Here is a 22,410-nt window from a genome sequence, read left to right as displayed (position 1 = left end):
TTAATATGATGAAGAGACAGTTTAATGGTAAAGAAAAAGCAGCAATATTGCTTATAGCTTTAGGGCCAGAAAAGTCTGCCGAAATTTTCAAACATCTAAATGAGGATGAAATTGAAGAACTAACTTTGCAAATAGCGAATATGCGTATGGTTTCTTCTGAAGAAAAGCAACAGGTTATAGAAGATTTTTATCAAATTGCTTTAGCTCAAGAGTATATATCAGAAGGCGGAATTAATTATGCAAAAGAAGTTCTTGAAAGAGCTTTAGGTTCTGATAAAGCCGTTGATATTATTAATAAATTAACTTCTTCATTACACGTTCGACCTTTTGAATTTATTAGAAAGGCAGACCCTAATCAATTATTAAATTATATACAAAATGAGCATCCTCAGACTATAGCTTTAATTCTGTCTTACCTACAACCTGCCCAGTCAGCCCAAATTCTTGCTAGTTTAACGCCGGAAAAGCAAGGAGAAGTGACTATGAGGATAGCAACTATGGATAGAACATCACCGGAAGTGATTAAGGAAATAGAAAGGGTACTTGAAACGAAGTTCTCTGGCATGCTGTCTCAGGACTTTACATCTACAGGTGGTATTCAATCTGTTGTTGATATATTAAATTCAGCAGATAGGGGTACGGAGAAATTTATTATGGAAGAGCTAGATATGATGGATGCAGAACTAAGCGAAGAAATTAGAAGAAGAATGTTTGTGTTTGAAGATATTGTATCTCTAGATAATAGAAGTATTCAAAGAATTATTAGAGAAATTGACAACGCTCAATGGGCAGTTGCTTTAAAGGGTGCTAGTGAAGAAGTAAGAGAAGTTGTATTTGCCAATATGAGTAAAAGATTGGTTGAGATGATAAAAGAAGATATCGAATTTATGGGACCTGTTCGTATTAGGGATATAGAAGAAGCACAGCAAAATATTGTTAATATAATTAGAAAGCTTGAAGAAGATGGTGAAATAATCACACCTAGGGGAGGAGATGAAATTATTGTCTAATATAATTAAATCCTCTAAAGTTATTGAAAGCAGTCTAGTATCTGAAAAAAATATCGATTTAGAAAATATAGCATTAAAGGAAGAATTATTAGAAGAGGCTAGAGAACGGTGTGATGAAATCATCTCGAGAGCTGAAGAAAAGGCTAGGGAAATAATCGATTGTGCCCATGAAGAATATGAAGAAAGATTAAATCAAGCTTATGAAAAATCTAAGAATATATTCAATAGATTTGAAAAAGAAGGATACGAGAAAGGTTTTAAAGCAGGGCAAGATGAAGGCTATAAGGAAGGTTATGAAATAGGGTATGGAGAAGGAAAAAGTGAATCAGAAGTGTTGATAAAAGAAGCCCTAGAAATAAAAGATAATTATATAAAAAAAAGAAATAGAATGTTAAAGGAATTAGAGGAAGATATAATACTTCTTGTTATATCTATATACGAAAAGGTGCTGTATAAAAAAGTAGAAGAAGATAAGGAACTCATTATTTCTTTAGTACTAAATGGAATAGATAATTTGGAGATATCTGAAAAACTTACTATCATTGTATCATCAGAAGATTTTCACATAGTAAATGAATCTAAGGACATTATCTTGGCAAAAGCTAGTTTAATAGATGAATTAGATATTAAGATGAATAGCAGTATGGAAAAAGGTGATTGTATATTAGAAACATCTAGAGGAAGTGTAGATGTTAGCTTAAAGAATCAATTAAAAGAAGTAAAAGATCTTTTGAAATCAATTTTAAGTAATGAGTGATAAATATGGAAGATAGTTTAAATATTAAAAAGTATATAAAGATGGTGAATGAAAAAAGATTTGTTAAGTATACAGGAAAGATAACCAAAGTAACTGGCTTAACTATAGAATCTAATGGACCAATGGCTGCTATTGGTGAATTGTGTTATATTTATCCTCACGACAAAGATGAACCAGTTTTAGCAGAAGTAGTTGGCTTAAAGGATGATAGAATTCTTTTAATGCCCTTAGGAGATATGGAAGGTATTGCTTCTGGTAGTAAAGTAGTAGCTAGTGGGAAAACTTTAAGGGTTAATGTAGGCGAAGAGCTGGTTGGCAGGATATTAGATGGTTTAGGTAATCCTATAGATGGAAAAGGGCCTATTAAAACTTTAAAGACTTACCCTGTTTTTAATTCTCCGCCAAATCCCTTAGATAGGCAATTAATTGATGAACCTTTACCTTTAGGAATAAAAGCTATTGATGGTTTTCTTACCTGTGGCAAAGGTCAAAGAATTGGTATTTTTGCTGGAAGTGGAGTTGGGAAAAGTACTCTTATGGGGATGGTATCGAGAAGTAGTTCTGCAGATATCAATGTTATAGGTCTAATTGGAGAAAGAGGAAGGGAAGTAAGGGAGTTTTTAGAAAAGGACTTAAAGGATGAAGGACTAAAAAAATCAGTAGTAGTAGTAGTTACTTCAGATCAACCTGCCTTAATAAGGGTTAAAGGAGCTTTAGTTACTACTGCCATTGCAGAGTATTTTAGAGATAGAGGGAAAAATGTATTATTATTAATGGATTCTGTAACAAGATTTGCAATGGCCCAACGGGAAATAGGGCTAGCCATAGGAGAACCACCTGTTACTAGAGGGTTTACTCCATCTGTTTTTGCTATAATGCCTAAGTTGTTAGAAAGAGCCGGTACATCCTCAAAGGGGACTATTACAGGGTTATATACGGTTTTAGTGGATGGAGATGATTTGAGTGAACCGATTACTGATACTGTAAGGGGTATCTTAGATGGTCATATAATTCTTTCACGAAAGCTGGCCAATCAAAATCATTATCCAGCTATAGATATTCTTGCAAGTGTAAGTAGGGTTATGCCTAATATAGTAGAACAAGATCATTTGGATAAAGCCAATTCAATTAAAAACATAATGGCAACATATAAAGAATCAGAGGATTTAATAAATATTGGGGCTTATAAAAGAGGTACAAATAAAAAGATAGATAAAGCCATAGAGTTAAAGGATTATATTGATGAATTACTAACCCAAGAAACCCTAGAAATATATCCATTTAGTAAAACTATTGCAATGATGGAAAAAATAGATAGTCAAATTAATGAATGATAACAGGGGGTAAGTAGGATATGGATTTTAACTTCAGATTAGAAAAAGTTCTAAATTATAAAAAAACAATAGAAGACTTAAAGAAAAGCCAATATGGGATAGTTCAGCAAAGATTAAATAAAGAAGAAAATAGGTTAGATGATTATGTGAAGTTTAAAAAGAATTTACTAAATGAAAAAGATTTGTCAGTTATGAAAACTAGTGTTGGAAATTTAGCCATGTATAGTAATTATATTAATCATGTAAATACTAGGATAAAAAAACAAGAGGAATTAGTAACTAAGGTCCAAAAAGAGTTAGAAGAAACTAAAGAAGAAATGGTTACTGCAGTAAAAGAAAAGAAAATATTTGAAAAATTAAAAGAAAATGAATATGAAAAATATTTATATGAAATTAAAAAAGAGGAAGAGAAACAAAACGATACAATAGTAAATTATAAGGTTAGTACCCAATAGTAGGGGGAATAGCAATGGAAAACATAGAGTTACCTAAGAAGGGTAAGAAGAAGAAATTAAAATTAATTTTAATAGTAGTTCTTATTATTATTCCTATTTTAGTTATAGGTCTAATCTATTATAATAATATGACTTTTAAATCGAAGATAAATAAGGTTTTAGGTAATGTGCCAGGAGGAGTTGGTGAATATTTTAAATCTTCTCCTACAGAATCTGAAAGAAATGATAAAAAAACATTTTTAGCTAACCATTACCTATCCTTAGATCCTGCAATAGCAGCAGATAAATTATACATAGTAAAAAAGGATGATGAGAAATTATATAGCGAAATCATAAGGTTGATGAATTCTAATTCTACATCTAGGACTGGAGAAATAATTAAATTAGTCAGAAATATTGAACTGAGAAAAGATTTGTTGTTTTCAATCCATGATGAAATTCAAAAAGAAAAACAGAACGAATTATTAGATGAAATTAATCGATTAGAAAATCAAGACCTTTTGCTAACTATTAATGAAATTGAAAATAGAATACAGACAGACCATGAATTCAAAGAAAATATACTAGATATTTTTACCCTTATGGATGAAGGCAAAGCAAAGGATATACTTTATTATATGGACGATGGTATTAGAGAAGATGTTTTATCGTCTTTATCTAACGACAAAAGAACCAGTTTAGAGAGCCGGTTATCTACTAAAAAGATTGAAATAACGAAGTTAGCAGATTTAGCCAATTTTTATGAAGTTAAGCCTATAGAAGAAATTTTGGAGGAAGTTGGAAATTCAAACAAGTATTCTATGGAAGAACTAGGGATTATATATAAGAATTTTTCCATATTGAAATCTGCAGAGATCTTATCAAAAATTGAAGAAGACAGCTTTGTAGAAGAATTGTTTGGTGCCATTAGAAAAGAGGAAGAATTAAATGGGGAAGAAGAATCCATAACCAATGAAATTAGCAAATCTATCCAATTTATTACTGAATACAATAAAAAGATTGACGATTTGGTAACTGTTTATAATAAGATGAGTCCAGATAAGGTGGCTAAAATAGTGGAGCAGATGATGGGCAACAATACTACAGTAACTGCACTGGAAATAAATTCAGAACCTATCTTTCAATTAACTGATGCTTCAATAATTATTGATGTACTTTCTAGAATGAGAAATAAAACTCTATCTAGCATTATGGACTATATGAGTACTGAAAATGCCTCTAGGCTAACCCAAGCGTTAGCTAGACCATAAATTATTAAATTCTGGGAAGGAGGTGAAGAATTGACCGGTTTAACTATTTTAGTAAATGAACTTCAAAAAACAGACATTAACTTTTCCAATTCTAATAGAGTTAGAAAATGCAACGATAAGGATTTTTCAAAAATTCTTGAAGGCAAAGAAATTAGTGATAGTGATGCAATAAAAAATCAAAGTAGTAAGACTCAATTTACTAAAGAAGAAAAAGTAACGGAAAATGAATTAGATACAAAGGATGATGAAAAACTAAATAAAATTAAAGATGGGTTAGAAGAAGCAATTTCTCTTTTTGACTCAATTTATAAGTTACTTCTAGGCTTAAGTTCATCAACAGAAAAAATAAGTAAAATAGATTTGGAGACTCTAAATATTGAGCTTAAACAATTGTCTACTGTTTTAGAAGAGTTATTAAACCAAAAGCAACTTATATTTACTAATGAAGACCAAAAAAATATTTTAGAAATATTTGACAGTATTGAACACCTAGAACTATTAACGGGAAACAAAGTAGAAGTAGATAAAGAATTAATAAAGGAATGTCTGGATGAACTTGAAGATAATTTTAATGAATTAAAGGAAATCTTTCAATCTATAAGACCAAGAATTGATGGTAAAACAGAATATACAAACAAAGAACCATTAAAATTAGAAAAGGATAGGAGCATTGAAGAAATAAGCTATGGACAATCTGAAGAAATTAAACCTGATGAAATGACTAATATGGCAGAAGAATTTCCTAGCAAGAATGAATCCAATACCGAAAATATTAAGGAACCAGCAGTCGAAACGAATGTAGAAAATACGGAGACAAATACACTGATAGAAAGTCCAATTTTGCAAATTTATAACGAAAATACACTAAAAGCCGATCCAGAAATTCAAAATATAGAGTTTCAAGAAATAGATAATAAGGCGGTATTTGATCAGGTAGTGGAAAAGGCAAAATTAATAGTTGATGATGACAAACAAGAGATAAGAATTAAATTAAAGCCTGAAATTTTAGGAGAACTTGTCCTAAAAATGGAGATGGAAAAGGGAGAACTTTTAGCTAAAGTATTGGTAGATAATTATAGGACAAAGGAATTAATAGAAGCAAATTTATTTCAATTTAAAGAAGAAATGAAGGAGAATGGGTTAGAAATAAAGACCTTCGAAGTATTTGTTGGAACCAATGAAGATTTTGAAAGAGAAAATAGACGTGAATTTAACTTGAACAAAAGACCATCAAAACTAAAGATCAAAAATAATGGATTTAAAGAAATTAAAGCCTACGATGAAAGTTCAACAGGAACTATTCAAAGAAATTACCACGAAGGCCAATTAAATCTATTTGCATAAGGAGGTGAAATATTGAAAGTAAACAATTACGATGATTTAGAATATATATATAAATTTGACGATAAAAAAGATGATAAAAAGGTTGGGGATAGCCATAATAATGATTTAGACAAAGATGCTTTTTTAAGGCTTTTAACAACCCAACTAGCTAATCAAGATCCATTAAGTCCTATAGAGGATAGAGAATTCATCGCTCAATTAGCTCAATTTTCTTCTTTGGAACAGATGCAGAATCTAAATAAAAATGTTGAAAAACTTAGTGAAGAAGTACTAGATTCTATGGATAATTTAAATTTAAATCAAATACAAGCTAATGTTGCCATTCTAAAGGAAATTACTAATATTAGAAAGGCTATGGAAAGCTATTTAGACATAGAACCAGAGCCAGTGGACAAAGAAGAATTAAAAACAAAGATTGAAATAGTTGAAAGATTAAGGGAAGAAAGCTATACTGAAGAAACTTGGAAAACCCTTCAGGCTGCTCTTACAACTGCAAAAGCAGTAGTAGAAAATGAAAATGCAACAAATGCAGAAATAGAAAATGCATATATAGGACTAATAACGGCAATAGAAGGGTTAGAGGATTTAGAATTAGAAGAGGACAATTAAAGTCTTCTTAGGATAGGGATGGTAATTATGAATAATTTACAAATCAAAAGGTTGGAGAACCAACTTATTAACTCATCTCAACCAATTGTTAGAAACAAGAATTTGCCTAGCAAGAATTTTGAATCGGTATTACAACAAATTCAAAATAGAGATGATGAAATTAAATTCTCTAAACATGCTATAAACAGAATGGATCATAGGGATATGACTTTAAGCAATGAGGAAATTAAAAGACTAAAATCTGGTTTCAATAAAGCTGAAGAAAAAGGTGTAAAAGACGCTTTAATCCTTATGGGAGATAAAGTTTTTATAGCAAGTATTAAAAATAAAACGGTAATTACAACAGTTAATAAAGAACAATTAAAGGACAATGTATTTACTAATATAGATGGGGCAGTTATCGTATAGCCGGACCTTTATAGGAGGTTATATATATATCCGACTGACAGAGGATATATATCTGCCCAAATAATGGGAGGGAATTAGTATGATGCGATCTATGTACTCAGGAGTATCAGGATTGAGAGTACATCAAAACAAGATGGATGTTATAGGTAATAATATAGCAAATGTAAATACTATTGGCTATAAGAGAGGTACTATGACTTTTCAAGAGGTATTTAGTCAAGTGATAAGAGGAGCTAGTGCTCCACAAGGCGGTCGAGGAGGAACAAACCCTCAGCAGATAGGACTAGGTGTAAATATTGGTGCTATAAGCACTATTCACACTAAAGGGCCAGCCCAAAGAACAGACAATCCTGAAGATTTAATGATAGATGGAGAAGGGTTCTTTGTAGTCTCCGACGATACTAATTTTGAAAATAGATTCTATACAAGAGCCGGTAATTTTACATTGGATAGGGATGGAAATTTAGTTACTGCCGATGGATATAAGGTATTAGGGTATTTGGCAGATGGAGATGGGGAGATAACTTCTGAAATAGGTGGGATTAGGGTTAATAGAACTGAAACTGTGGCAGCAACAACTACGAAAGATATTGAACTTAGGGGGAATTTGGACTCTAGGACACCAATATATAATGAGGATGATCCTGAAAATGGTATACACATAACGGATACCATAATAAAAGATAGCTTAGGGAATTCATATACGGTCAGTTTTAAATTTGAAAAAACAAATGTAAACGAATGGAATGTAACTATTAATAATGTAAAAGACCATGCTGATGATAGCGTAATGGATCCTGCGCAAGATATAGATATAACACTAAAATTTGATGAAAATGGTAAACTAGCTGTTGATTCCGATAAGGAAGCCGATTTAATTATTACAAAAAAAGGAGTTAGATTTGGTGATGATGATAACAATGCTATTAAAATTGACTTCTCAAAACTAAATCAGTACGCTAATGACATGGACGCTAAACCTTACGCAGATGGCAATTCCTCAGGAAAATTGGAGGGTTATGCTATTGATGATAAAGGGGTAGTTGTAGGGATATTTACCAATGGTGAAAGAAAGGCTTTAGGACAGTTAATGCTAGCTAAGTTTGACAACTCCATGGGGTTACAGAAAATTGGGGGGAACTTCTTTGTTGATACTAGGAACTCTGGAGAACCTCAATATGGAACTGCAGCAAGTGGTGGTTATGGAGCTATAGCCCCAGGGACTTTGGAGATGTCCAATGTAGATTTATCTATGGAATTTACCGATATGATTACTACCCAAAGGGGATTTCAAGCAAATTCTAGGATAATTACCACTTCTGATGAGATGTTGCAGGAACTTGTAAACATGAAAAGATAATCTTATAGGATAATGGGAGTAGGGGAGAACATCCCCCTCCTAAGCCTTATATAAAAGGTGGGATTATAGATGATAAAGGTAAAAAGGTTAAATGGGAAAGAATTCGTTGTAAATAGCGATTTGATTCAATTTGTTGAGGAAACCCCAGATACAGTAATTACATTGACGACGGGGCAGAAAATAGTGGTAGTTGAACCGGTAGATCAAATAATAGAAAAAGTAGTTGCTTATAAAGCAAAAGTCATTGAATATAAAAGAAGAGCTGAAAAGAAAGAGGTGTAGCAATTGGATATATCAACAGTACTTGGTCTCCTTCTCGGTGTTGTTTTTATAATAGGAGGTATTCTAACATCTGGGCAGATAGATTCTTATATACATATTCCATCTATAATAATCGTACTGGGTGGAACTATAGCTTCTACTTTAGCTAGCTTCCCTCTTAAAAACTTCCTAAACACTTCGAGAGTGATTAAGAAGGCCTTCTCTTATAAGGAAACCTCACCAGATGAGGTAATAGAAGAGATTATAAATTTAGCCAATATAGCTAGGAAGGAAGGCCTTTTAGCTCTAGAAGAGTATGCAGAAGAATTACAGGATGATTTTTTACAAAAAGGAATTATGTTAATAGTAGATGGAACCGATCCAGAGCTGGTAAGAAACATACTAGAAACAGAGCTAACCTTCTTAGAAGAAAGACATATGGACGGTCAAAGTATTTTCGAAACCATGGGTACATATGCGCCTGCTTTTGGTATGATAGGTACTTTAATTGGATTAATAAATATGTTGAAACATTTAGATGACCCTAGTATGATTGGGCCTAATATGTCCGTTGCATTAGTTACAACATTTTATGGTTCAATTTTAGCTAATGTAGTTTTTTTACCTTTAGCGCGAAAATTAAAGATAAGGAGCAAATCGGAAGTACTAGTAAAAGAGTTAACTGTTGAAGGATTATTGTCAATCCAAGCAGGAGAAAATCCAAGGATAATTGAAGAAAAATTAAAGACCTTTATTCCACCGGAAATGAGAAAGAATTATAAGAATCAGCTGGAGAGAGAGGTAATATAATGAGGCGAGGAAGAAGGGCAAGTGAAAATAATACAGGCAATTGGCTTACAACATATAGTGATATGGTAACTTTATTATTAGCCTTCTTTGTGCTTTTATTTTCCTTTTCTGAAATAGATGCTCAGAAGTTTAGAAGTATTATGAGTAGTTTTGATGGTGGGACAGGAGCATTAAATAATGGCACTACCTTGGAATTAGATGAAAATTTAGAGCCTTTAGAAGATACATTAGAGAATGAATTAGAGAGTTTAAAAGATTTGTTGGAAGAGTATGCAGAGAGTATTGGACTTGGATCTGAGATTGTACTTTCTATAGAAGAGAGAGGATTGGTAATTAGATTTATGGATAAAGTATTGTTTGATTCTGGAAGGGCGAGTTTAAGGCCGGAGTCCATTGAGATATTAAGCTCTATTGCAGAAGTATTGAATAAGGAGGAATTTAGCAATAGATTGATTAAAGTAGAAGGTCATACAGATACGGTACCAACAGGTAACTTATCTGAATTTCCAACTAACTGGGAACTATCGTCAACAAGAGCAACTAATGTATTAAGATTTCTTGTGGAGGAAAAAGGAATAGATGGAAGCAGAATTTCTTCTTCAGGGTATAGTTACTATAGGCCAATTGCTCCCAATGACACTGCTGAAAACAAACAGAAAAATAGAAGAGTGGACATTGTAATTCTTAGGTCTTCCTTTGAAGAAATGGAACCATAGTAGAAGGGAATGAGATGAAATTATGAATAATAGAAATATTATATTAGTAATAATTTTAATATTGGTAATCATATTTGCAATTCTTGGTGCTGTTCTAGGTATAACATACTATAGGAATAATAGTAATAATTCTAATGGGAACCAGGCAGAAACATTTAATCTAACATTAGAAGATATGTATTGTAATATAAAGGATAGCAAAAAGATTATGAAAGTAAAGATTACCATTGAAACTGGTAATAAAAAGACTTTAGAGACATTAACTGAAAAACAATTTTTGATTAGAGACGATGTAAATAAGATTATTAGAAATAAAACTGAGGATGAAATTCAAGGTGAAGAGGGACAAATAGCATTACAAAAAGAAATAAAGGAAAGCTTAGTAAATCTTTTTCACGACAATACTATTACAAATATTTATTTTAATGATTTAATTATTCAGTAATGAGGGAGGGAGAGGCAATTGGCAGAAGTATTATCTCAAAATGAAATTGACGCCCTACTTCATGCGCTTAGTTCTGGAGAAGTTGATGTTCAAGATATAAAAGAAGTAGAAAGTTCAAAGAAGGTAAAAAAATATGATTTTAAAAATCCACAGAAAATTGCAAAGGATCAGCTCAGGACTTTAGAGATAATTCATGAAAATTTTGGCAGGTTGTTTCAAACATTTCTATCGGGATATTTAAGAGCACCGGTTAAGATCTCTATATTGACAGTAGACCAATTTGCATATAGTGAATTTAGTAATGCTATCTCTAATCCTGCTTTTTTGAGTATTATAGATTTCGAACCTTTAAGTGGTCAAATACTTCTAGATATTTCTACTAATATAGTCTTTTCAATGATTGATAGACTTTTAGGTGGAGATGGTACTAAGGAACAAGAATTGAGGGCTTTTACTGAGATAGAGCTTACTTTATTAGAAGGAATGATGGATAAGGCAATGTCTTTAATAAAAGAAGCTTGGAGCAATGTAATTGATTTGAAACCTAGATTGGATAAAATTGAAGTAAACCCACAATTTGCTCAGATAGTACCTCATAATGAAACTATAGCTCTAGTTACTCTAAATTTAGAGGTTGGACAAATGGAAGGAATGTTAAATGTATGTATACCTTATCTAGTAATAGAACCAATTCTTGATAAATTAAGCACTAGATTTTGGTTTTCAACCACACAAAAAGAGTTATCAGAGAAAGAGTTAATGATTATAAAAAAGAGAATGCTAGATACAAGAGTACCAGTGAAGGTAGAATTGGGTTCAACGATAGTTAGTGTAAAAGATATACTGACTTTACAAAATGGAGATGTTATTAGGTTAGATACAAGCGCCGATGATAAAGCAAAAGTCAGAATAGGGTCAAATGTGAAATTTTTAGGAGATATTGGTGTTACCAAAAAAAAGATGGCAGTTAAAATAGCAAATGTTGCAAAGGATGGTGATTATTAACATGGATAAAGATATGCTTTCTCAAGAAGAGATAGATCTTCTTTTAAAAGGAACGGAAGATTTAAACGATGAATATACAAAGGAACAAGGGATTTCTGAAATAGAAAAGGATACATTAGGAGAAATAGGTAATATAAGTATGGGGACTGCAGCAACTACATTGTCAACCTTATTGAATAGAAAAGTTACTATAACTACTCCTAATGTAGAAGTAACTACAGCTGGGGAATTATCATATGAATATCCAATTCCTTTTGTGGCAGTTGATGTTAGGTACAGGGAAGGGCTAGAAGGTTCCAATATTTTAATGATCAATGTTGATGATGTTAAAATAATTGCTGATATAATGATGGGGAAGGATAAAATCGATACTGAAAGAGAATTAACAGAATTGGATTTAAGTGCTATTTCTGAAGTAATGAATCAAATGATGGGTTCATCTGCCACCTCATTATCGGAAATATTTTCAAAGAAAATAGATATAGAACCGCCAAAATCTTATGAGATAACTTTTAGTGAGGGAAGAGAAAAACTAGATGTGTTAAAGACTTCTGCACCTATAATAAAAGTATCCTTTAAGATGATAGTTGAAGATTTAATCGATAGTGAAATCATGCAGTTAATACCTATAGATTTTGGACAAGAGATGGTAGAAAATCTTATGGTTAGTTCTGATTCCGAGAGTGATGTGGAGAGCTATAGTGTTGATGAAGATATTAGTTTTATTGACGACATTGAGGAGGACTTTTCGAATAAAGTTGAAGAAAAAACGTCAAAAATCAACAATCAAAATAAAAAAGAGAAAAAAGATCATGTAGTTATCAAAAAACCGGAGTTCGAAGCTTTTGACACTGATGTTGGTGTTAGTTATAATGAATCTATCGATCTTGTAGGTGATATTCCTGTAGAGCTAACTGCTGAGCTGGGTAGAACCATCAAAAAGATTAGTGAAATTTTAGAATATGGGCCAGGTACAGTTATTGAGCTGGATAAGTTAGTTGGAGAACCACTAGATATCTATGCAAATGGAAAGTTTATCGCAAAAGGTGAAGTAGTAGTTATCGATGATAATTTTGGAGTAAGAATAACCGATGTTAATAATAGCTATGGTGGTTGATATATTGAAATAAAAAAGGGAGGAATTAATATGGCAAAGGGAATATTAATTGTTGATGACGCTTCGTTTATGAGAATGATGATCAAAGATATACTAACAAAAAATGGTTATGATGTAGTAGGAGAGGCTGACAATGGTATAAATGCAGTTGAAAAATACAAAGAATTAAATCCCGAATTAGTTATTATGGATATTACTATGCCAGAAATGGATGGAATTCAAGCTGTAAAAGAGATTAAAGGTATTGATCCTAATTCAAAAATAATAATGTGCTCTGCCATGGGACAACAAGCTATGGTTATTGAAGCTATTCAAGCTGGGGCAAAGGATTTTATTGTAAAGCCATTTCAACATGAGAGAGTGATAGAGGCTGTAAAGAAGGCTTTGAGTTAGAGATGAAAACCCGTAGAAAAATTATTTTCTATACTTTAATCCTCATATTATTAATATGTTCTCCTAGTTTTGCAGCAGGAGCTGATGATTATAGCTTAGGAAAAACTTTATTTAAGCTTGTATTTTATATTTTTATAACTATATTAGTTTTGATAATTACAATATACGGTACCAGATTTATTGCTAAAAATTCAAAAAGGTTTGTTAGTAGTAAATATATTCAAATTTTAGATATTTTGAATTTAGGAACAAATTTTAAAATAGTAATTGTAGATATTAATAAAATAATTTATATATTAGCTATAACTAACAACAATGTAGAAGTACTAAATAAAGTTTCAAGAGAGGAATTTAATAAGGGGTTAGATTTCGAAGATCAGCTGCATAAATATAGGAGCAGTTATTTCAAAAATTTTGATTATTTTAATATAATTAATTCAAATATAAAAAAAATGTTTGAGAAACCTATTAAAGATATTGATAAGGAAGACGGAGATAATGAAAAAAACAACTAAAGTATTTTTATTGGTTATTTTAATAGTTATGCTAATAGGAGAAATAAGTTATGCTCAACCGAATCTATCCTTAATTGATAGATTTTCTAGTAATGAGCCCCAAGATTATGTTTTTTCTTTGCAAATTTTGTTTCTATTAACTGTGCTTACATTAGCACCATCTATTTTAGTAATGATGACCAGCTTTACTAGATTGATAATCGTTCTTTCTTTTATAAGGAATGCATTAGGGCTTCAACAAACGCCACCAAATCAGGTTATAATAGGACTAGCCTTGTTTTTGACTTTTTTCATAATGGCACCAATAGGAGGACAAATTAACCAAGAGGCAATACAACCTTATCTAAAAGAAGAAATAAACCAAGAAGTGGCTTTGGAAAGAGCGTTAGAACCTATTCGACAATTTATGTTTAAGCAGACAAGGGACAAGGATCTTAGCCTATTTCTAAATATGAAGAAACTGGAAGGGGTTAGCAGTTTAGAAGATATTCCTAATCATGTATTAATACCGGCCTTTATAATTAGTGAATTAAAAACTGCTTTCCAAATTGGCTTTGTAATCTATATTCCATTTTTAGTAATAGATATGGTTGTATCAAGCACTTTGATGTCAATGGGTATGATGATGTTGCCGCCAGTAATAATATCTTTACCTTTTAAAATATTATTATTTGTATTGGTAGATGGATGGAATTTGATAGTTAAGTCTTTGGTACTTGGTTTTAAATAGGAGTGATGAAATGAGTCAAGGGGATGTATTAAAATTGGCCCAGGATGCTATAAGAACAATATTGATGGTGTCAGCACCCATGTTGCTATTTAGTTTAGTAGTTGGATTGATAGTAAGTATTATTCAAGCTATAACTCAGATCCAAGAGGCTACATTGGCTTTTGTTCCTAAGATAGTTGCAGTTCTTCTATCTTTAGTAATATTTGGGCCTTGGATACTTAAAGTAATTACCCAATTTACTAGCAATTTACTTACTAATATTAATTTATATATACAATAGATAGGTGTTAAATATGGGAAATATTTTAGATTTGTTATTGGCTAAATATGAAATATTCCTGCTAATTCTAATTCGAACTTCTGGAATATTCGTTGTTTCACCTTTTTTTAGTTCGCAAAATATACCTAATATTTTAAAAGTTGGTTTTTCTTTTATGCTGTCAATACTTCTGACACTATCTTTAGATATAGAACCTAATATAGTAGAAACCACTTTTACAGTATTAGTAATTAAAGAATTGATGGTAGGACTTATAATAGGGTTTATAAGTTATGCTTTTTTTTCTACTTTCTATGTGATGGGGCAGATTATTGATATGAAAATCGGTTTTGGAATGGTAAATGTTATCGATCCACAGCATAGAGTTCAGGTTCCCTTAATGGGGAATTTTTATTACATATTAGCATTTTTACTTTTTTTAACCATTAATGGTCATCATGTAATTATAAATGGATTAATTGATAGTTATAAATTTATTTCCATTGGAGGGTTTACTTTTAAATTAGACACTGGATTTTATTTGGTAGATATTCTATCAAAATCCTTTATAACTGGCTTTAAATTAAGTGCACCAATTGTTGGGACTATATTTTTAACTGATCTACTATTAGGGATTATGGCCAGAACTATTCCACAGATGAATGTTTTTGTTGTGGGACTACCATTAAAGATTTTGATAGGTTTGATAATAATAGGTCTATCTATTCCAATATTTTATTCAATTACCACTGGTTTATTTAATAATACAGTTGAAGAGATTTATAATTTTTTAAATTCTTTTGTAAAAGGTTGATAATATGGAGTTAATAATGAATCTACAGCTATTTGCAGAGGCGGAAAAAACAGAAAAGCCTACACCTAAAAAACGGAAGGATGCAAGGGAAGAAGGCCAGGTTCTACAGAGTAAAGAAGTAAATTCTACTTTTATACTATTGATAGCTTTTCTAGGATTAAAGATATTTGGTAGATATTTAATAAATTTCTTAAGAAAATTTATGATAGATGTTTATAGTACAATCGAAAACATTGATGAACTTTTTTACGAAAACAATTTAATGACAAATTTTATTAAAATTCTTTCTGCCTTTTTAATAATAGTGGCTCCCATAATATTTCTATCCTTTATCGCTGGACTTATTATTAATTACTTACAGGTAGGATTCTTATTTACTACAAAACCATTGAAGGTTAAATTGAATAGAATAAGTCCTATAGAAGGTTTTAAACGATTATTTTCAAAAAGGGCCTTAATAGAATTAGTAAAGTCTATTTTAAAAATTCTTTTAATTGGTTATACAGCTTATTCTTTCATCGATAAAAATTTAACCAAGATAATACATCTTCAGAAATTAGAATTACCTACTATGCTTAGCAATTTTTCAGGTTTAATATTTAGTTTTTCTATTAGAATTATAGGTGTATTAGCATGTATAGCTTTTTTAGATTATCTATTTCAGTGGTGGGAGCATGAGAAAAATTTAATGATGACAAAGCAGGAAGTAAAAGAGGAATACAAGCAAACAGAAGGGGATCCATTAATCAAATCGAAGATTAGAGAAAAGCAGAGAAGAATTGCCATGTCGAGAATGATTCAGGATGTACCAAAGGCCGATGTAATTATTACAAACCCTACTCATATAGCTATTGCAATAAAATATGACAGGGATTTATATGAAGCACCTTATGTATTAGCTAAAGGAGTAGACTTAATTGCAGAGAATATTAAAAAGGTAGGTAAAGAACATTCTATCCCAATGGTTGAGAATAGACCATTAGCAAAGGCTTTATATGATACAGTGGAAATTGGAAGTTTAATACCAGAAGAGTTATATGAAGCAGTGGCTGAAGTGCTGGCATATGTATATAGTTTAAAGGATAATTATTAGGAGGAAAGATAATGAAATTTGGTGATATTATTGTAGCTCTAGGTATTATAGGTATTGTTTTAATAATAATAATACCAATACCTAATGGTTTATTAAGTGTTTTGTTAAGTATTAATATAGCTCTTTCTTTACTTATTTTATTAATTGCAATGTATTCAAAAGATGTGTTAGAAATTTCCATATTTCCATCTTTACTTCTAATTGCAACTCTTTATAGGCTAGCATTAAATATATCTACTACTAGAGGAATTTTAACTAATGCAGATGCAGGAAAAGTAGTAGAGACTTTTGGAAAGTTTGTTATACAGAATAATTTGGTAGTTGGATTTATTATATTTTTAATAATTGTTGTAATACAGTTTGTTGTTATCACTAAAGGAGCAGAAAGGGTAGCTGAAGTATCAGCTAGGTTTACTTTAGATGCAATGCCAGGGAAACAAATGGCCATTGATGCTGACTTAAATTCTGGTTTGATTACTGAACAAGAAGCTAGGAAAAGGAGAAAGGATGTTCAAAGGTATGCAGATTTTTATGGTGCAATGGATGGGGCTACGAAATTTGTTAAAGGGGATGCTATAGCGGGTATTATTATTACTATTATTAATATTGTTGCAGGTTTAATAATTGGTGTAATTTCGGGGATGCCAATCAATGAAGCTGTCCAAAAATATAGCCTACTAACAGTTGGAGATGGATTAGTGAGTCAAATACCTGCATTGTTGATCTCTACAGCTACCGGTTTAGTAGTTACCAGAGCTGCTTCAGAAACCAATTTAGGACAAGACTTAATTGAACAGTTATTTGGAAATAACTCAAAATTACTATATGTAATAGGCGGAGTAATAATTCTTTTAGGCATTTTTACTACTTTACCGACTATGACTTATTTAATACTGGGTTCTATTTTTATCTTTTTAGGATATTTAATGGGAAAAGAAGTTCAAGAAGAAATAGAAGAACCAGAAGAAGAAATATCAGCAGCTGAAGAACTCAGGAAGCCAGAAAATGTACTAGGTTTGTTAAAAGTTGATGATATAGAACTGGAATTTGGTTATGGACTAATACCGCTAGCCGATGTGAATCAAGGAGGAGACTTGCTAGATAGAATAGTAATGATACGAAGGCAGATTGCTATGGAGCTAGGTTTAATCGTTCCTATTGTTCGATTAAGAGATAATATACAATTAAATCCCAATGAATATGTAATAAAGATAAAGGGGGTTAAAGTATCTGAGGGGGAAGTTTATTTTGATCACTATTTAGCAATGGATCCTGGTACAGGAGAAGGAGGTATAGAGGGCATTGAGACTATTGAACCAGCTTTTGGACTACCTGCTAAATGGATAACTGATAGCGAAAGGGAAAAGGCAGAAATATTTGGTTATACGGTGGTAGATCCTCCTTCTGTAATTGCTACACATCTAACAGAAGTAATAAAGGAAAGAGCATATGATTTAATCGGTAGACAGGATGTAAAGCTACTTATAGACAATGTAAAGGATGAATATCCAGCTGTAGTTGACGAAGTAGTGCCTAAGTTGTTATCAATTGGAGAAGTCCAGAAAGTACTGTCTAACTTACTTAAGGAACAAATAAGCATAAGGGATATGGTTACTATTTTAGAAACTCTAGCTGACTATGGTAATGTGACTAGGGATACAGATTTATTGACTGAATATGTTAGACAAAAATTATCGGGTTATATAACAAATAAATATGTTGAAAATAGTGCGTTGAATGTAGTAACTTTAGACAGCGAGGTTGAAGAAGTTATTATGAATTCCATAAACAAAACAGAAACTGGTTCCTATTTATCTTTAGAACCTAATACAGCCCAAAGAATATTAAATAATACTTTAAGAACGGTGCAGAAACTAACTACTATTGGCGAACAACCAATTATTTTAACTGCTCCAATAGTTAGGTTATATTTTAAACGTTTAACAGAACAATTAACTAGAGATTTAATTGTTCTATCCTATAACGAAATTGAACCATCGGTAGAAGTTCAGTCTGTTGGGATGGTGAATTTATAATGAAAGTGAAAAAGTATATAGGTAATACAACCCATGAAGCTATGACTAAGTTAAAGAAAGAACTTGGATCAGAAGCTGTTGTACTGAACACAAGAACTATTAAACAGAAAGGGTTATTAGGGATTTTTAAGAAACCTTTAGTGGAAATTACTGCTGCATATGAGAAAAATGATCCTTTAGATTTAAAAAATATTCATGAGGATAATCTTGTAAATATCAATAGAGAATTAATTGTTTTAAGAAATATGATTAATCAAATTTCTACTGATGTTAAAGAAAAAGATATAGAAATTCCAACAGAACTCGATAGCTATAGGAGCAAACTAATAGAAAATGGAGTAGAATATATTACTGCCACCTCCATATTGAAAAAATTAAATGAGCAGGTAGATTTTAACAATAAGGATAGTGCCATAGTTAAAGGAATAATAAAACAGACCCTTATGGAATATATAGGTCAGGTAAAACCGTTAAATTTGGATAATCCCTATCAAAAAATAATATTTTTTGTTGGCCCTACAGGAGTTGGGAAAACAACAACATTAGCTAAAATTGCAGCTCAGTTAGTCATGAAAAAAAAATATGATATAGGGCTTGTCACATCTGATACTTATAGGATTGCTGCTATTGACCAACTAAAAGCTTATAGCGATATATTACAACTGCCTTTAGAGGTTATTTATAATGAATCAGATATGTATAAAACTCTAGTTACTTTTAAAGATAAGGATATTGTATTTGTTGATACTGCTGGCAGAAATCATAGAGATATAGATGAAAATGATGAGATATTTAAAATTATAGATTCTATCAAGAATAAAGAGGTCTTTTTAGTTTTAAGTGGTACTACAGACTATAGTACTTTAAAATCAATTATAAACCATTATAGTTTTATTAAGGATTATAAAATTATTTTTACTAAGATTGATGAAAGTGAAGGTTTAGGCAATATATTGAATGCAAAATTTTTAACCCAAAATCCAGTTTCTTATATAACTACTGGGCAAAATGTTCCGGATGACATTGAAATCCTAGATAAAGAAAAGGTAGCTTGCCATCTGATAGGGGAGATTTAACATGAAAGATCAAGCTGAGAAACTTAGGGAATTAATGCGTGAGAAGGTTGGTAATGGAGTTAAATCTTCTCAACAAAGTAAAAACAAAGCGAAAGTATTGGCTATTACTAGTGGAAAAGGAGGTGTTGGAAAAACTAACTTTGCCGTTAATTTAGCTATTTCCATAAAACGACTAGGATATAGGGTATTAGTTTTAGATGCGGATTTAGGATTAGCTAATATAGAAATAATAACAGGAACAAATATAAAATATACTATCGCAGATTTAATAGCTAGGAATATAGATATTCATGAAATTATTAGTCATGGACCAGAGGGAATAAAATTCATTTCTGGTGGTTCTGGTTTACAAGAATTATCAATAATGGATGATAAAAATATTCAAAGGTTATTAGTGGAGATAGAAAGGTTAGAATATTTAACTGATTACATTATTATTGATACAGGAGCAGGAATATCAAATACAGTTATAAATTTTGTTATGGCAGCAGATGAGGTTATACTTATAACCACTTCTGATCCTACTTCAGTAATGGATGCTTATACTATGATAAAGACTTTGACAAATAATGGTTATAGAGGTAAACTAAATATAGTTACTAACATTGTCAGCGGTAGGAAGGAAGCTACGGATACTTTTAATAAATTGGATATGGCATCAAATAGTTTCCTAAAAGTGAAATTACATTTTTTAGGATACCTAGAGAGAAATAGTATTGTTAATAAGGCTGTAAAGGAACAAACACCTTTTATTATATCTAACCCTAAGTCGACTTTATCTAAAAAGATAAATATTATGGCGTTAAGGTTTATAGATTCGGATGATAATAACCATCAAGAAGAATATATTAGTTTTACTCAAAAATTTAAAAACCTGCTTTTTGGAAGAGGTGGTAGCTGATATGATAAAGGAGCAAAACACATTTAATATCGGGGACAGGATTGAGCTTATAAGAACAAATACAAAAAAAGGAAATGTTTATCCAAGCCAGGTTCTGGATATTTTGGATAAACAAATTATCGTTGTTAGCGGACCTATTTATAAAAGTGAAATAATTTTGATACATAAGGATGAGATAATTGAGGTTAGTTACATTATAGAAAATAAAGGAAGATATTCTTTTAAAGCTAAAGTATTGAAGAGAGAATATGAAAAAATTTATACTCTAATATTACAAAAAATATCTAATATTAAAAGGTTCCAATTAAGAGGGTTTTATAGGCTTTCCGTTAATATCCCAGTAATTAAAAAGTTTACCATTAAAGAGGATCATGAACAAAAAACTATTTCAGAAGAATGTAGGACAAAGGATATAAGCGGTGGAGGATTAAAGCTATATTCAAATTATCAACATGAAGTTGGAGACATTGTATCATGTCAATTCAATATAGAAGAAAGGCAAATTGAAGTAAAAGGTAGTGTGGTAAGAATAGAAAAAGTAGATACTTTTGACTATAGTTATGGTTTAGGGATAAAATTCGTAGGATTAGACGAAAAAGATAGAGATAAAATAATTCAATTTATATTTTTAAAACAACGATTGTTAAGAGAAAAAGGATTGATCTAATTGATAAGAGTATTAATAGTTGATGATTCGCCATTTGCAAGGAAAATATTAAAAGATATATTGAATGAAGATAATGAAATTGTTGTAATAGGAGAAGCTAAAAATGGGATAGAGGCTTTAGAAAAGATTCCCCTATTAAAACCTGATATTATTACCCTTGATATTGAGATGCCAGTAATGAATGGCATTACAACTTTGGAAAATATAGTTAATAATTACAGTATACCTGTAATCGTGGTTAGTAACTTGACTCAAAAAGATGCTGCATTAACTTTAGAAGCTTTAGAAAAGGGAGCTATTGACTTTATAGAGAAACCAAAAAATATTTTTAGCTTAAGTGGTAAAGCAACAAAAGTTGACATGATAAATAAAATCAAAGTGTCAGCAAAATCTAATATTAAATGTATCAAAAAGTCTACAATTAAACCTATAGCTATTAATCCTGTTATTGATAAAGATATTGGAGATAGTTTTGAATATTTAATTGTAATAGGTACTTCTACAGGAGGACCTAGAGCATTAAAGGAAGTTCTACCTCTATTGCCTAAAAATATCAATGGTTCTATTGTTGTAGTACAACATATGCCTCCAAATTTTACTAAATCATTAGCTGATAGATTAAATAGTCTATCAAAGATTAAAGTAAAGGAAGGCGAAGAAGGCGATAGATTAAAAAAAGGACATTGTTATATTGCACCGGGAGATTTTCATATGGAAGTAATTCAAAAAGAATCTGGTTATTTCATTCAATTAAATAAAAAACCAGTTATAAAAGGTTTAAGGCCTTCTGTTGATGTGCTAATGGAATCTGTTGCTAAGATAGATGATATAAAGAAAGTAGGCGTAATATTAACTGGTATGGGTTCTGATGGTTCTAACGGAATTATTAAAATAAAAAAGTCAAAAGGTTATACAATAGCACAAGACAAAGAATCATCGGTAGTTTTTGGAATGCCTAAGTCTGCTATAAATACTAAGCATATCGACAAAGTAGTTCCTTTAAACAATATAGCTCATGAAATAATGAGTAGGGTGGGGGTGTAGT

Annotated in this window: 26 protein-coding genes and 1 pseudogene; all 27 read left to right on the top strand. The window is 31.1% G+C overall.

What is annotated here, in order from left to right; all coding sequences use genetic code 11:
- Nucleotides 1–8: 8 nt before the first annotated feature.
- The 27 genes and pseudogenes from fliG to C3E89_RS08225 all read left to right on the top strand — a co-directional run bounded on the left by fliG (nucleotide 9) and on the right by C3E89_RS08225 (nucleotide 22,409).
- A complete protein-coding gene (gene fliG / locus C3E89_RS08350; RefSeq protein ID WP_442870611.1) occupies nucleotides 9–1,010 on the top strand; it encodes a flagellar motor switch protein FliG in 1,002 nt (333 codons plus the stop codon).
- The gene (locus tag C3E89_RS08345) at nucleotides 1,003–1,767 is read left to right on the top strand and encodes a FliH/SctL family protein (protein ID WP_236912007.1); all 765 of its coding nucleotides are present in this window, start codon (nucleotides 1,003–1,005) and stop codon (nucleotides 1,765–1,767) included. Before fliG ends, C3E89_RS08345 begins: the two co-directional genes overlap by 8 nt.
- A gap of 5 nt (nucleotides 1,768–1,772) precedes the next feature.
- The gene (fliI, locus tag C3E89_RS08340; RefSeq protein WP_236912006.1) at nucleotides 1,773–3,101 is read left to right on the top strand and encodes a flagellar protein export ATPase FliI; all 1,329 of its coding nucleotides are present in this window, start codon (nucleotides 1,773–1,775) and stop codon (nucleotides 3,099–3,101) included.
- 20 nt (nucleotides 3,102–3,121) lie between these two features.
- Entirely contained in the window at nucleotides 3,122–3,556 is a 435-nt protein-coding gene (gene fliJ, locus C3E89_RS08335) for a flagellar export protein FliJ (RefSeq protein WP_236912004.1), read from the top strand.
- A 14-nt stretch (nucleotides 3,557–3,570) separates the two neighbouring features.
- The gene (locus tag C3E89_RS08330) at nucleotides 3,571–4,806 is read left to right on the top strand and encodes a hypothetical protein (protein ID WP_236912002.1); all 1,236 of its coding nucleotides are present in this window, start codon (nucleotides 3,571–3,573) and stop codon (nucleotides 4,804–4,806) included.
- Between the two features lie 30 nt (nucleotides 4,807–4,836).
- Complete coding sequence (locus C3E89_RS08325) at nucleotides 4,837–6,150, top strand: flagellar hook-length control protein FliK (RefSeq protein WP_236912000.1); 1,314 nt, start codon at nucleotides 4,837–4,839, stop codon at nucleotides 6,148–6,150.
- Between the two features lie 105 nt (nucleotides 6,151–6,255).
- Nucleotides 6,256–6,396, top strand: a pseudogene (locus tag C3E89_RS13445) (flagellar hook capping FlgD N-terminal domain-containing protein); the annotation flags it as partial.
- Nucleotides 6,376–6,759: a hypothetical protein gene (locus C3E89_RS13440; protein ID WP_336512966.1), complete on the top strand. Its 384-nt coding sequence runs from the start codon at nucleotides 6,376–6,378 to the stop codon at nucleotides 6,757–6,759. The pseudogene C3E89_RS13445 and the gene C3E89_RS13440, both read left to right, overlap by 21 nt.
- A 27-nt stretch (nucleotides 6,760–6,786) precedes the next feature.
- Entirely contained in the window at nucleotides 6,787–7,167 is a 381-nt protein-coding gene (locus C3E89_RS08315) for a TIGR02530 family flagellar biosynthesis protein (RefSeq protein ID WP_236911996.1), read from the top strand.
- 79 nt (nucleotides 7,168–7,246) lie between these two features.
- Nucleotides 7,247–8,527 (top strand): flagellar hook protein FlgE, encoded by a 1,281-nt coding sequence (locus C3E89_RS08310; RefSeq protein ID WP_236911994.1) that lies wholly within the window; start codon nucleotides 7,247–7,249, stop codon nucleotides 8,525–8,527.
- A gap of 69 nt (nucleotides 8,528–8,596) precedes the next feature.
- Nucleotides 8,597–8,809, top strand: coding sequence for a flagellar FlbD family protein (locus tag C3E89_RS08305; protein WP_236911993.1), 213 nt, complete (start codon nucleotides 8,597–8,599; stop codon nucleotides 8,807–8,809).
- A 3-nt stretch (nucleotides 8,810–8,812) separates the two neighbouring features.
- The gene (locus tag C3E89_RS08300; RefSeq protein WP_236911991.1) at nucleotides 8,813–9,598 is read left to right on the top strand and encodes a flagellar motor protein; all 786 of its coding nucleotides are present in this window, start codon (nucleotides 8,813–8,815) and stop codon (nucleotides 9,596–9,598) included.
- The gene (locus C3E89_RS08295) at nucleotides 9,598–10,314 is read left to right on the top strand and encodes an OmpA/MotB family protein (RefSeq protein ID WP_236911989.1); all 717 of its coding nucleotides are present in this window, start codon (nucleotides 9,598–9,600) and stop codon (nucleotides 10,312–10,314) included. The genes C3E89_RS08300 and C3E89_RS08295 overlap by 1 nt, the downstream gene beginning before the upstream one ends.
- 22 nt (nucleotides 10,315–10,336) lie before the next feature.
- A complete protein-coding gene (locus C3E89_RS08290) occupies nucleotides 10,337–10,759 on the top strand; it encodes a flagellar basal body-associated FliL family protein (RefSeq protein WP_236911987.1) in 423 nt (140 codons plus the stop codon).
- 18 nt (nucleotides 10,760–10,777) lie between these two features.
- Complete coding sequence (fliM, locus tag C3E89_RS08285; RefSeq protein ID WP_236911986.1) at nucleotides 10,778–11,764, top strand: flagellar motor switch protein FliM; 987 nt, start codon at nucleotides 10,778–10,780, stop codon at nucleotides 11,762–11,764.
- Nucleotide 11,765: 1 nt separating this feature from the next.
- Entirely contained in the window at nucleotides 11,766–12,881 is a 1,116-nt protein-coding gene (gene fliY / locus C3E89_RS08280; RefSeq protein ID WP_236911984.1) for a flagellar motor switch phosphatase FliY, read from the top strand.
- 30 nt (nucleotides 12,882–12,911) lie between these two features.
- Nucleotides 12,912–13,274, top strand: a complete 363-nt coding sequence (locus C3E89_RS08275) for a response regulator (protein WP_236911982.1) — start codon at nucleotides 12,912–12,914, stop codon at nucleotides 13,272–13,274.
- A 2-nt stretch (nucleotides 13,275–13,276) separates the two neighbouring features.
- Nucleotides 13,277–13,789, top strand: coding sequence for a flagellar biosynthetic protein FliO (locus C3E89_RS08270; RefSeq protein WP_236911980.1), 513 nt, complete (start codon nucleotides 13,277–13,279; stop codon nucleotides 13,787–13,789).
- Entirely contained in the window at nucleotides 13,773–14,519 is a 747-nt protein-coding gene (fliP, locus tag C3E89_RS08265; protein ID WP_236911979.1) for a flagellar type III secretion system pore protein FliP, read from the top strand. The genes C3E89_RS08270 and fliP overlap by 17 nt, the downstream gene beginning before the upstream one ends.
- A gap of 10 nt (nucleotides 14,520–14,529) precedes the next feature.
- Nucleotides 14,530–14,799 carry a flagellar biosynthesis protein FliQ gene (gene fliQ / locus C3E89_RS08260; RefSeq protein ID WP_236911977.1) on the top strand — a complete coding sequence of 90 codons (270 nt, stop codon included), beginning with the start codon at nucleotides 14,530–14,532 and terminating at the stop codon, nucleotides 14,797–14,799.
- Between the two features lie 13 nt (nucleotides 14,800–14,812).
- Nucleotides 14,813–15,592 carry a flagellar biosynthetic protein FliR gene (fliR, locus tag C3E89_RS08255; RefSeq protein WP_236911975.1) on the top strand — a complete coding sequence of 260 codons (780 nt, stop codon included), beginning with the start codon at nucleotides 14,813–14,815 and terminating at the stop codon, nucleotides 15,590–15,592.
- A 16-nt stretch (nucleotides 15,593–15,608) separates the two neighbouring features.
- On the top strand, nucleotides 15,609–16,685 hold the full coding sequence (gene flhB, locus C3E89_RS08250; RefSeq protein ID WP_236911972.1) for a flagellar biosynthesis protein FlhB: 1,077 nt from the start codon (nucleotides 15,609–15,611) through the stop codon (nucleotides 16,683–16,685).
- 11 nt (nucleotides 16,686–16,696) lie between these two features.
- Complete coding sequence (gene flhA, locus C3E89_RS08245) at nucleotides 16,697–18,721, top strand: flagellar biosynthesis protein FlhA (protein ID WP_236911971.1); 2,025 nt, start codon at nucleotides 16,697–16,699, stop codon at nucleotides 18,719–18,721.
- Entirely contained in the window at nucleotides 18,721–19,797 is a 1,077-nt protein-coding gene (locus C3E89_RS08240; protein WP_236911969.1) for a flagellar biosynthesis protein FlhF, read from the top strand. Before flhA ends, C3E89_RS08240 begins: the two co-directional genes overlap by 1 nt.
- Before the next feature lies 1 nt (nucleotide 19,798).
- Nucleotides 19,799–20,698, top strand: coding sequence for a MinD/ParA family protein (locus C3E89_RS08235; RefSeq protein ID WP_236911967.1), 900 nt, complete (start codon nucleotides 19,799–19,801; stop codon nucleotides 20,696–20,698).
- Between the two features lies 1 nt (nucleotide 20,699).
- Nucleotides 20,700–21,365 (top strand): flagellar brake protein, encoded by a 666-nt coding sequence (locus tag C3E89_RS08230; protein ID WP_236911966.1) that lies wholly within the window; start codon nucleotides 20,700–20,702, stop codon nucleotides 21,363–21,365.
- A complete protein-coding gene (locus C3E89_RS08225; protein ID WP_236911963.1) occupies nucleotides 21,366–22,409 on the top strand; it encodes a protein-glutamate methylesterase/protein-glutamine glutaminase in 1,044 nt (347 codons plus the stop codon).
- Nucleotide 22,410: the final 1 nt, after the last annotated feature.

Origin of the sequence: Clostridium sp. Cult1 (assembly GCF_021655095.1) — a bacterium.
GTDB lineage: Bacteria > Bacillota > Clostridia > Tissierellales > Tepidimicrobiaceae > Schnuerera.
Note: the sequence above shows the minus strand (reverse complement) of the source record. Positions and strands in the feature narration are given on the sequence as shown.

Coding starts and splice junctions, on each gene's coding strand:
- fliG (WP_442870611.1), top strand. CDS start 9: ATGAAGAGACAGTTTAATGGTAAAGAAAAAGCAGCAATATTGCTTATA.
- fliI (WP_236912006.1), top strand. CDS start 1,773: ATGGAAGATAGTTTAAATATTAAAAAGTATATAAAGATGGTGAATGAA.
- fliJ (WP_236912004.1), top strand. CDS start 3,122: ATGGATTTTAACTTCAGATTAGAAAAAGTTCTAAATTATAAAAAAACA.
- C3E89_RS08330 (WP_236912002.1), top strand. CDS start 3,571: ATGGAAAACATAGAGTTACCTAAGAAGGGTAAGAAGAAGAAATTAAAA.
- C3E89_RS13440 (WP_336512966.1), top strand. CDS start 6,376: ATGCAGAATCTAAATAAAAATGTTGAAAAACTTAGTGAAGAAGTACTA.
- C3E89_RS08315 (WP_236911996.1), top strand. CDS start 6,787: ATGAATAATTTACAAATCAAAAGGTTGGAGAACCAACTTATTAACTCA.
- C3E89_RS08310 (WP_236911994.1), top strand. CDS start 7,247: ATGATGCGATCTATGTACTCAGGAGTATCAGGATTGAGAGTACATCAA.
- C3E89_RS08305 (WP_236911993.1), top strand. CDS start 8,597: ATGATAAAGGTAAAAAGGTTAAATGGGAAAGAATTCGTTGTAAATAGC.
- C3E89_RS08295 (WP_236911989.1), top strand. CDS start 9,598: ATGAGGCGAGGAAGAAGGGCAAGTGAAAATAATACAGGCAATTGGCTT.
- C3E89_RS08290 (WP_236911987.1), top strand. CDS start 10,337: ATGAATAATAGAAATATTATATTAGTAATAATTTTAATATTGGTAATC.
- fliY (WP_236911984.1), top strand. CDS start 11,766: ATGGATAAAGATATGCTTTCTCAAGAAGAGATAGATCTTCTTTTAAAA.
- C3E89_RS08275 (WP_236911982.1), top strand. CDS start 12,912: ATGGCAAAGGGAATATTAATTGTTGATGACGCTTCGTTTATGAGAATG.
- C3E89_RS08270 (WP_236911980.1), top strand. CDS start 13,277: ATGAAAACCCGTAGAAAAATTATTTTCTATACTTTAATCCTCATATTA.
- fliP (WP_236911979.1), top strand. CDS start 13,773: ATGAAAAAAACAACTAAAGTATTTTTATTGGTTATTTTAATAGTTATG.
- fliQ (WP_236911977.1), top strand. CDS start 14,530: ATGAGTCAAGGGGATGTATTAAAATTGGCCCAGGATGCTATAAGAACA.
- fliR (WP_236911975.1), top strand. CDS start 14,813: ATGGGAAATATTTTAGATTTGTTATTGGCTAAATATGAAATATTCCTG.
- flhB (WP_236911972.1), top strand. CDS start 15,609: ATGAATCTACAGCTATTTGCAGAGGCGGAAAAAACAGAAAAGCCTACA.
- flhA (WP_236911971.1), top strand. CDS start 16,697: ATGAAATTTGGTGATATTATTGTAGCTCTAGGTATTATAGGTATTGTT.
- C3E89_RS08240 (WP_236911969.1), top strand. CDS start 18,721: ATGAAAGTGAAAAAGTATATAGGTAATACAACCCATGAAGCTATGACT.
- C3E89_RS08235 (WP_236911967.1), top strand. CDS start 19,799: ATGAAAGATCAAGCTGAGAAACTTAGGGAATTAATGCGTGAGAAGGTT.
- C3E89_RS08230 (WP_236911966.1), top strand. CDS start 20,700: ATGATAAAGGAGCAAAACACATTTAATATCGGGGACAGGATTGAGCTT.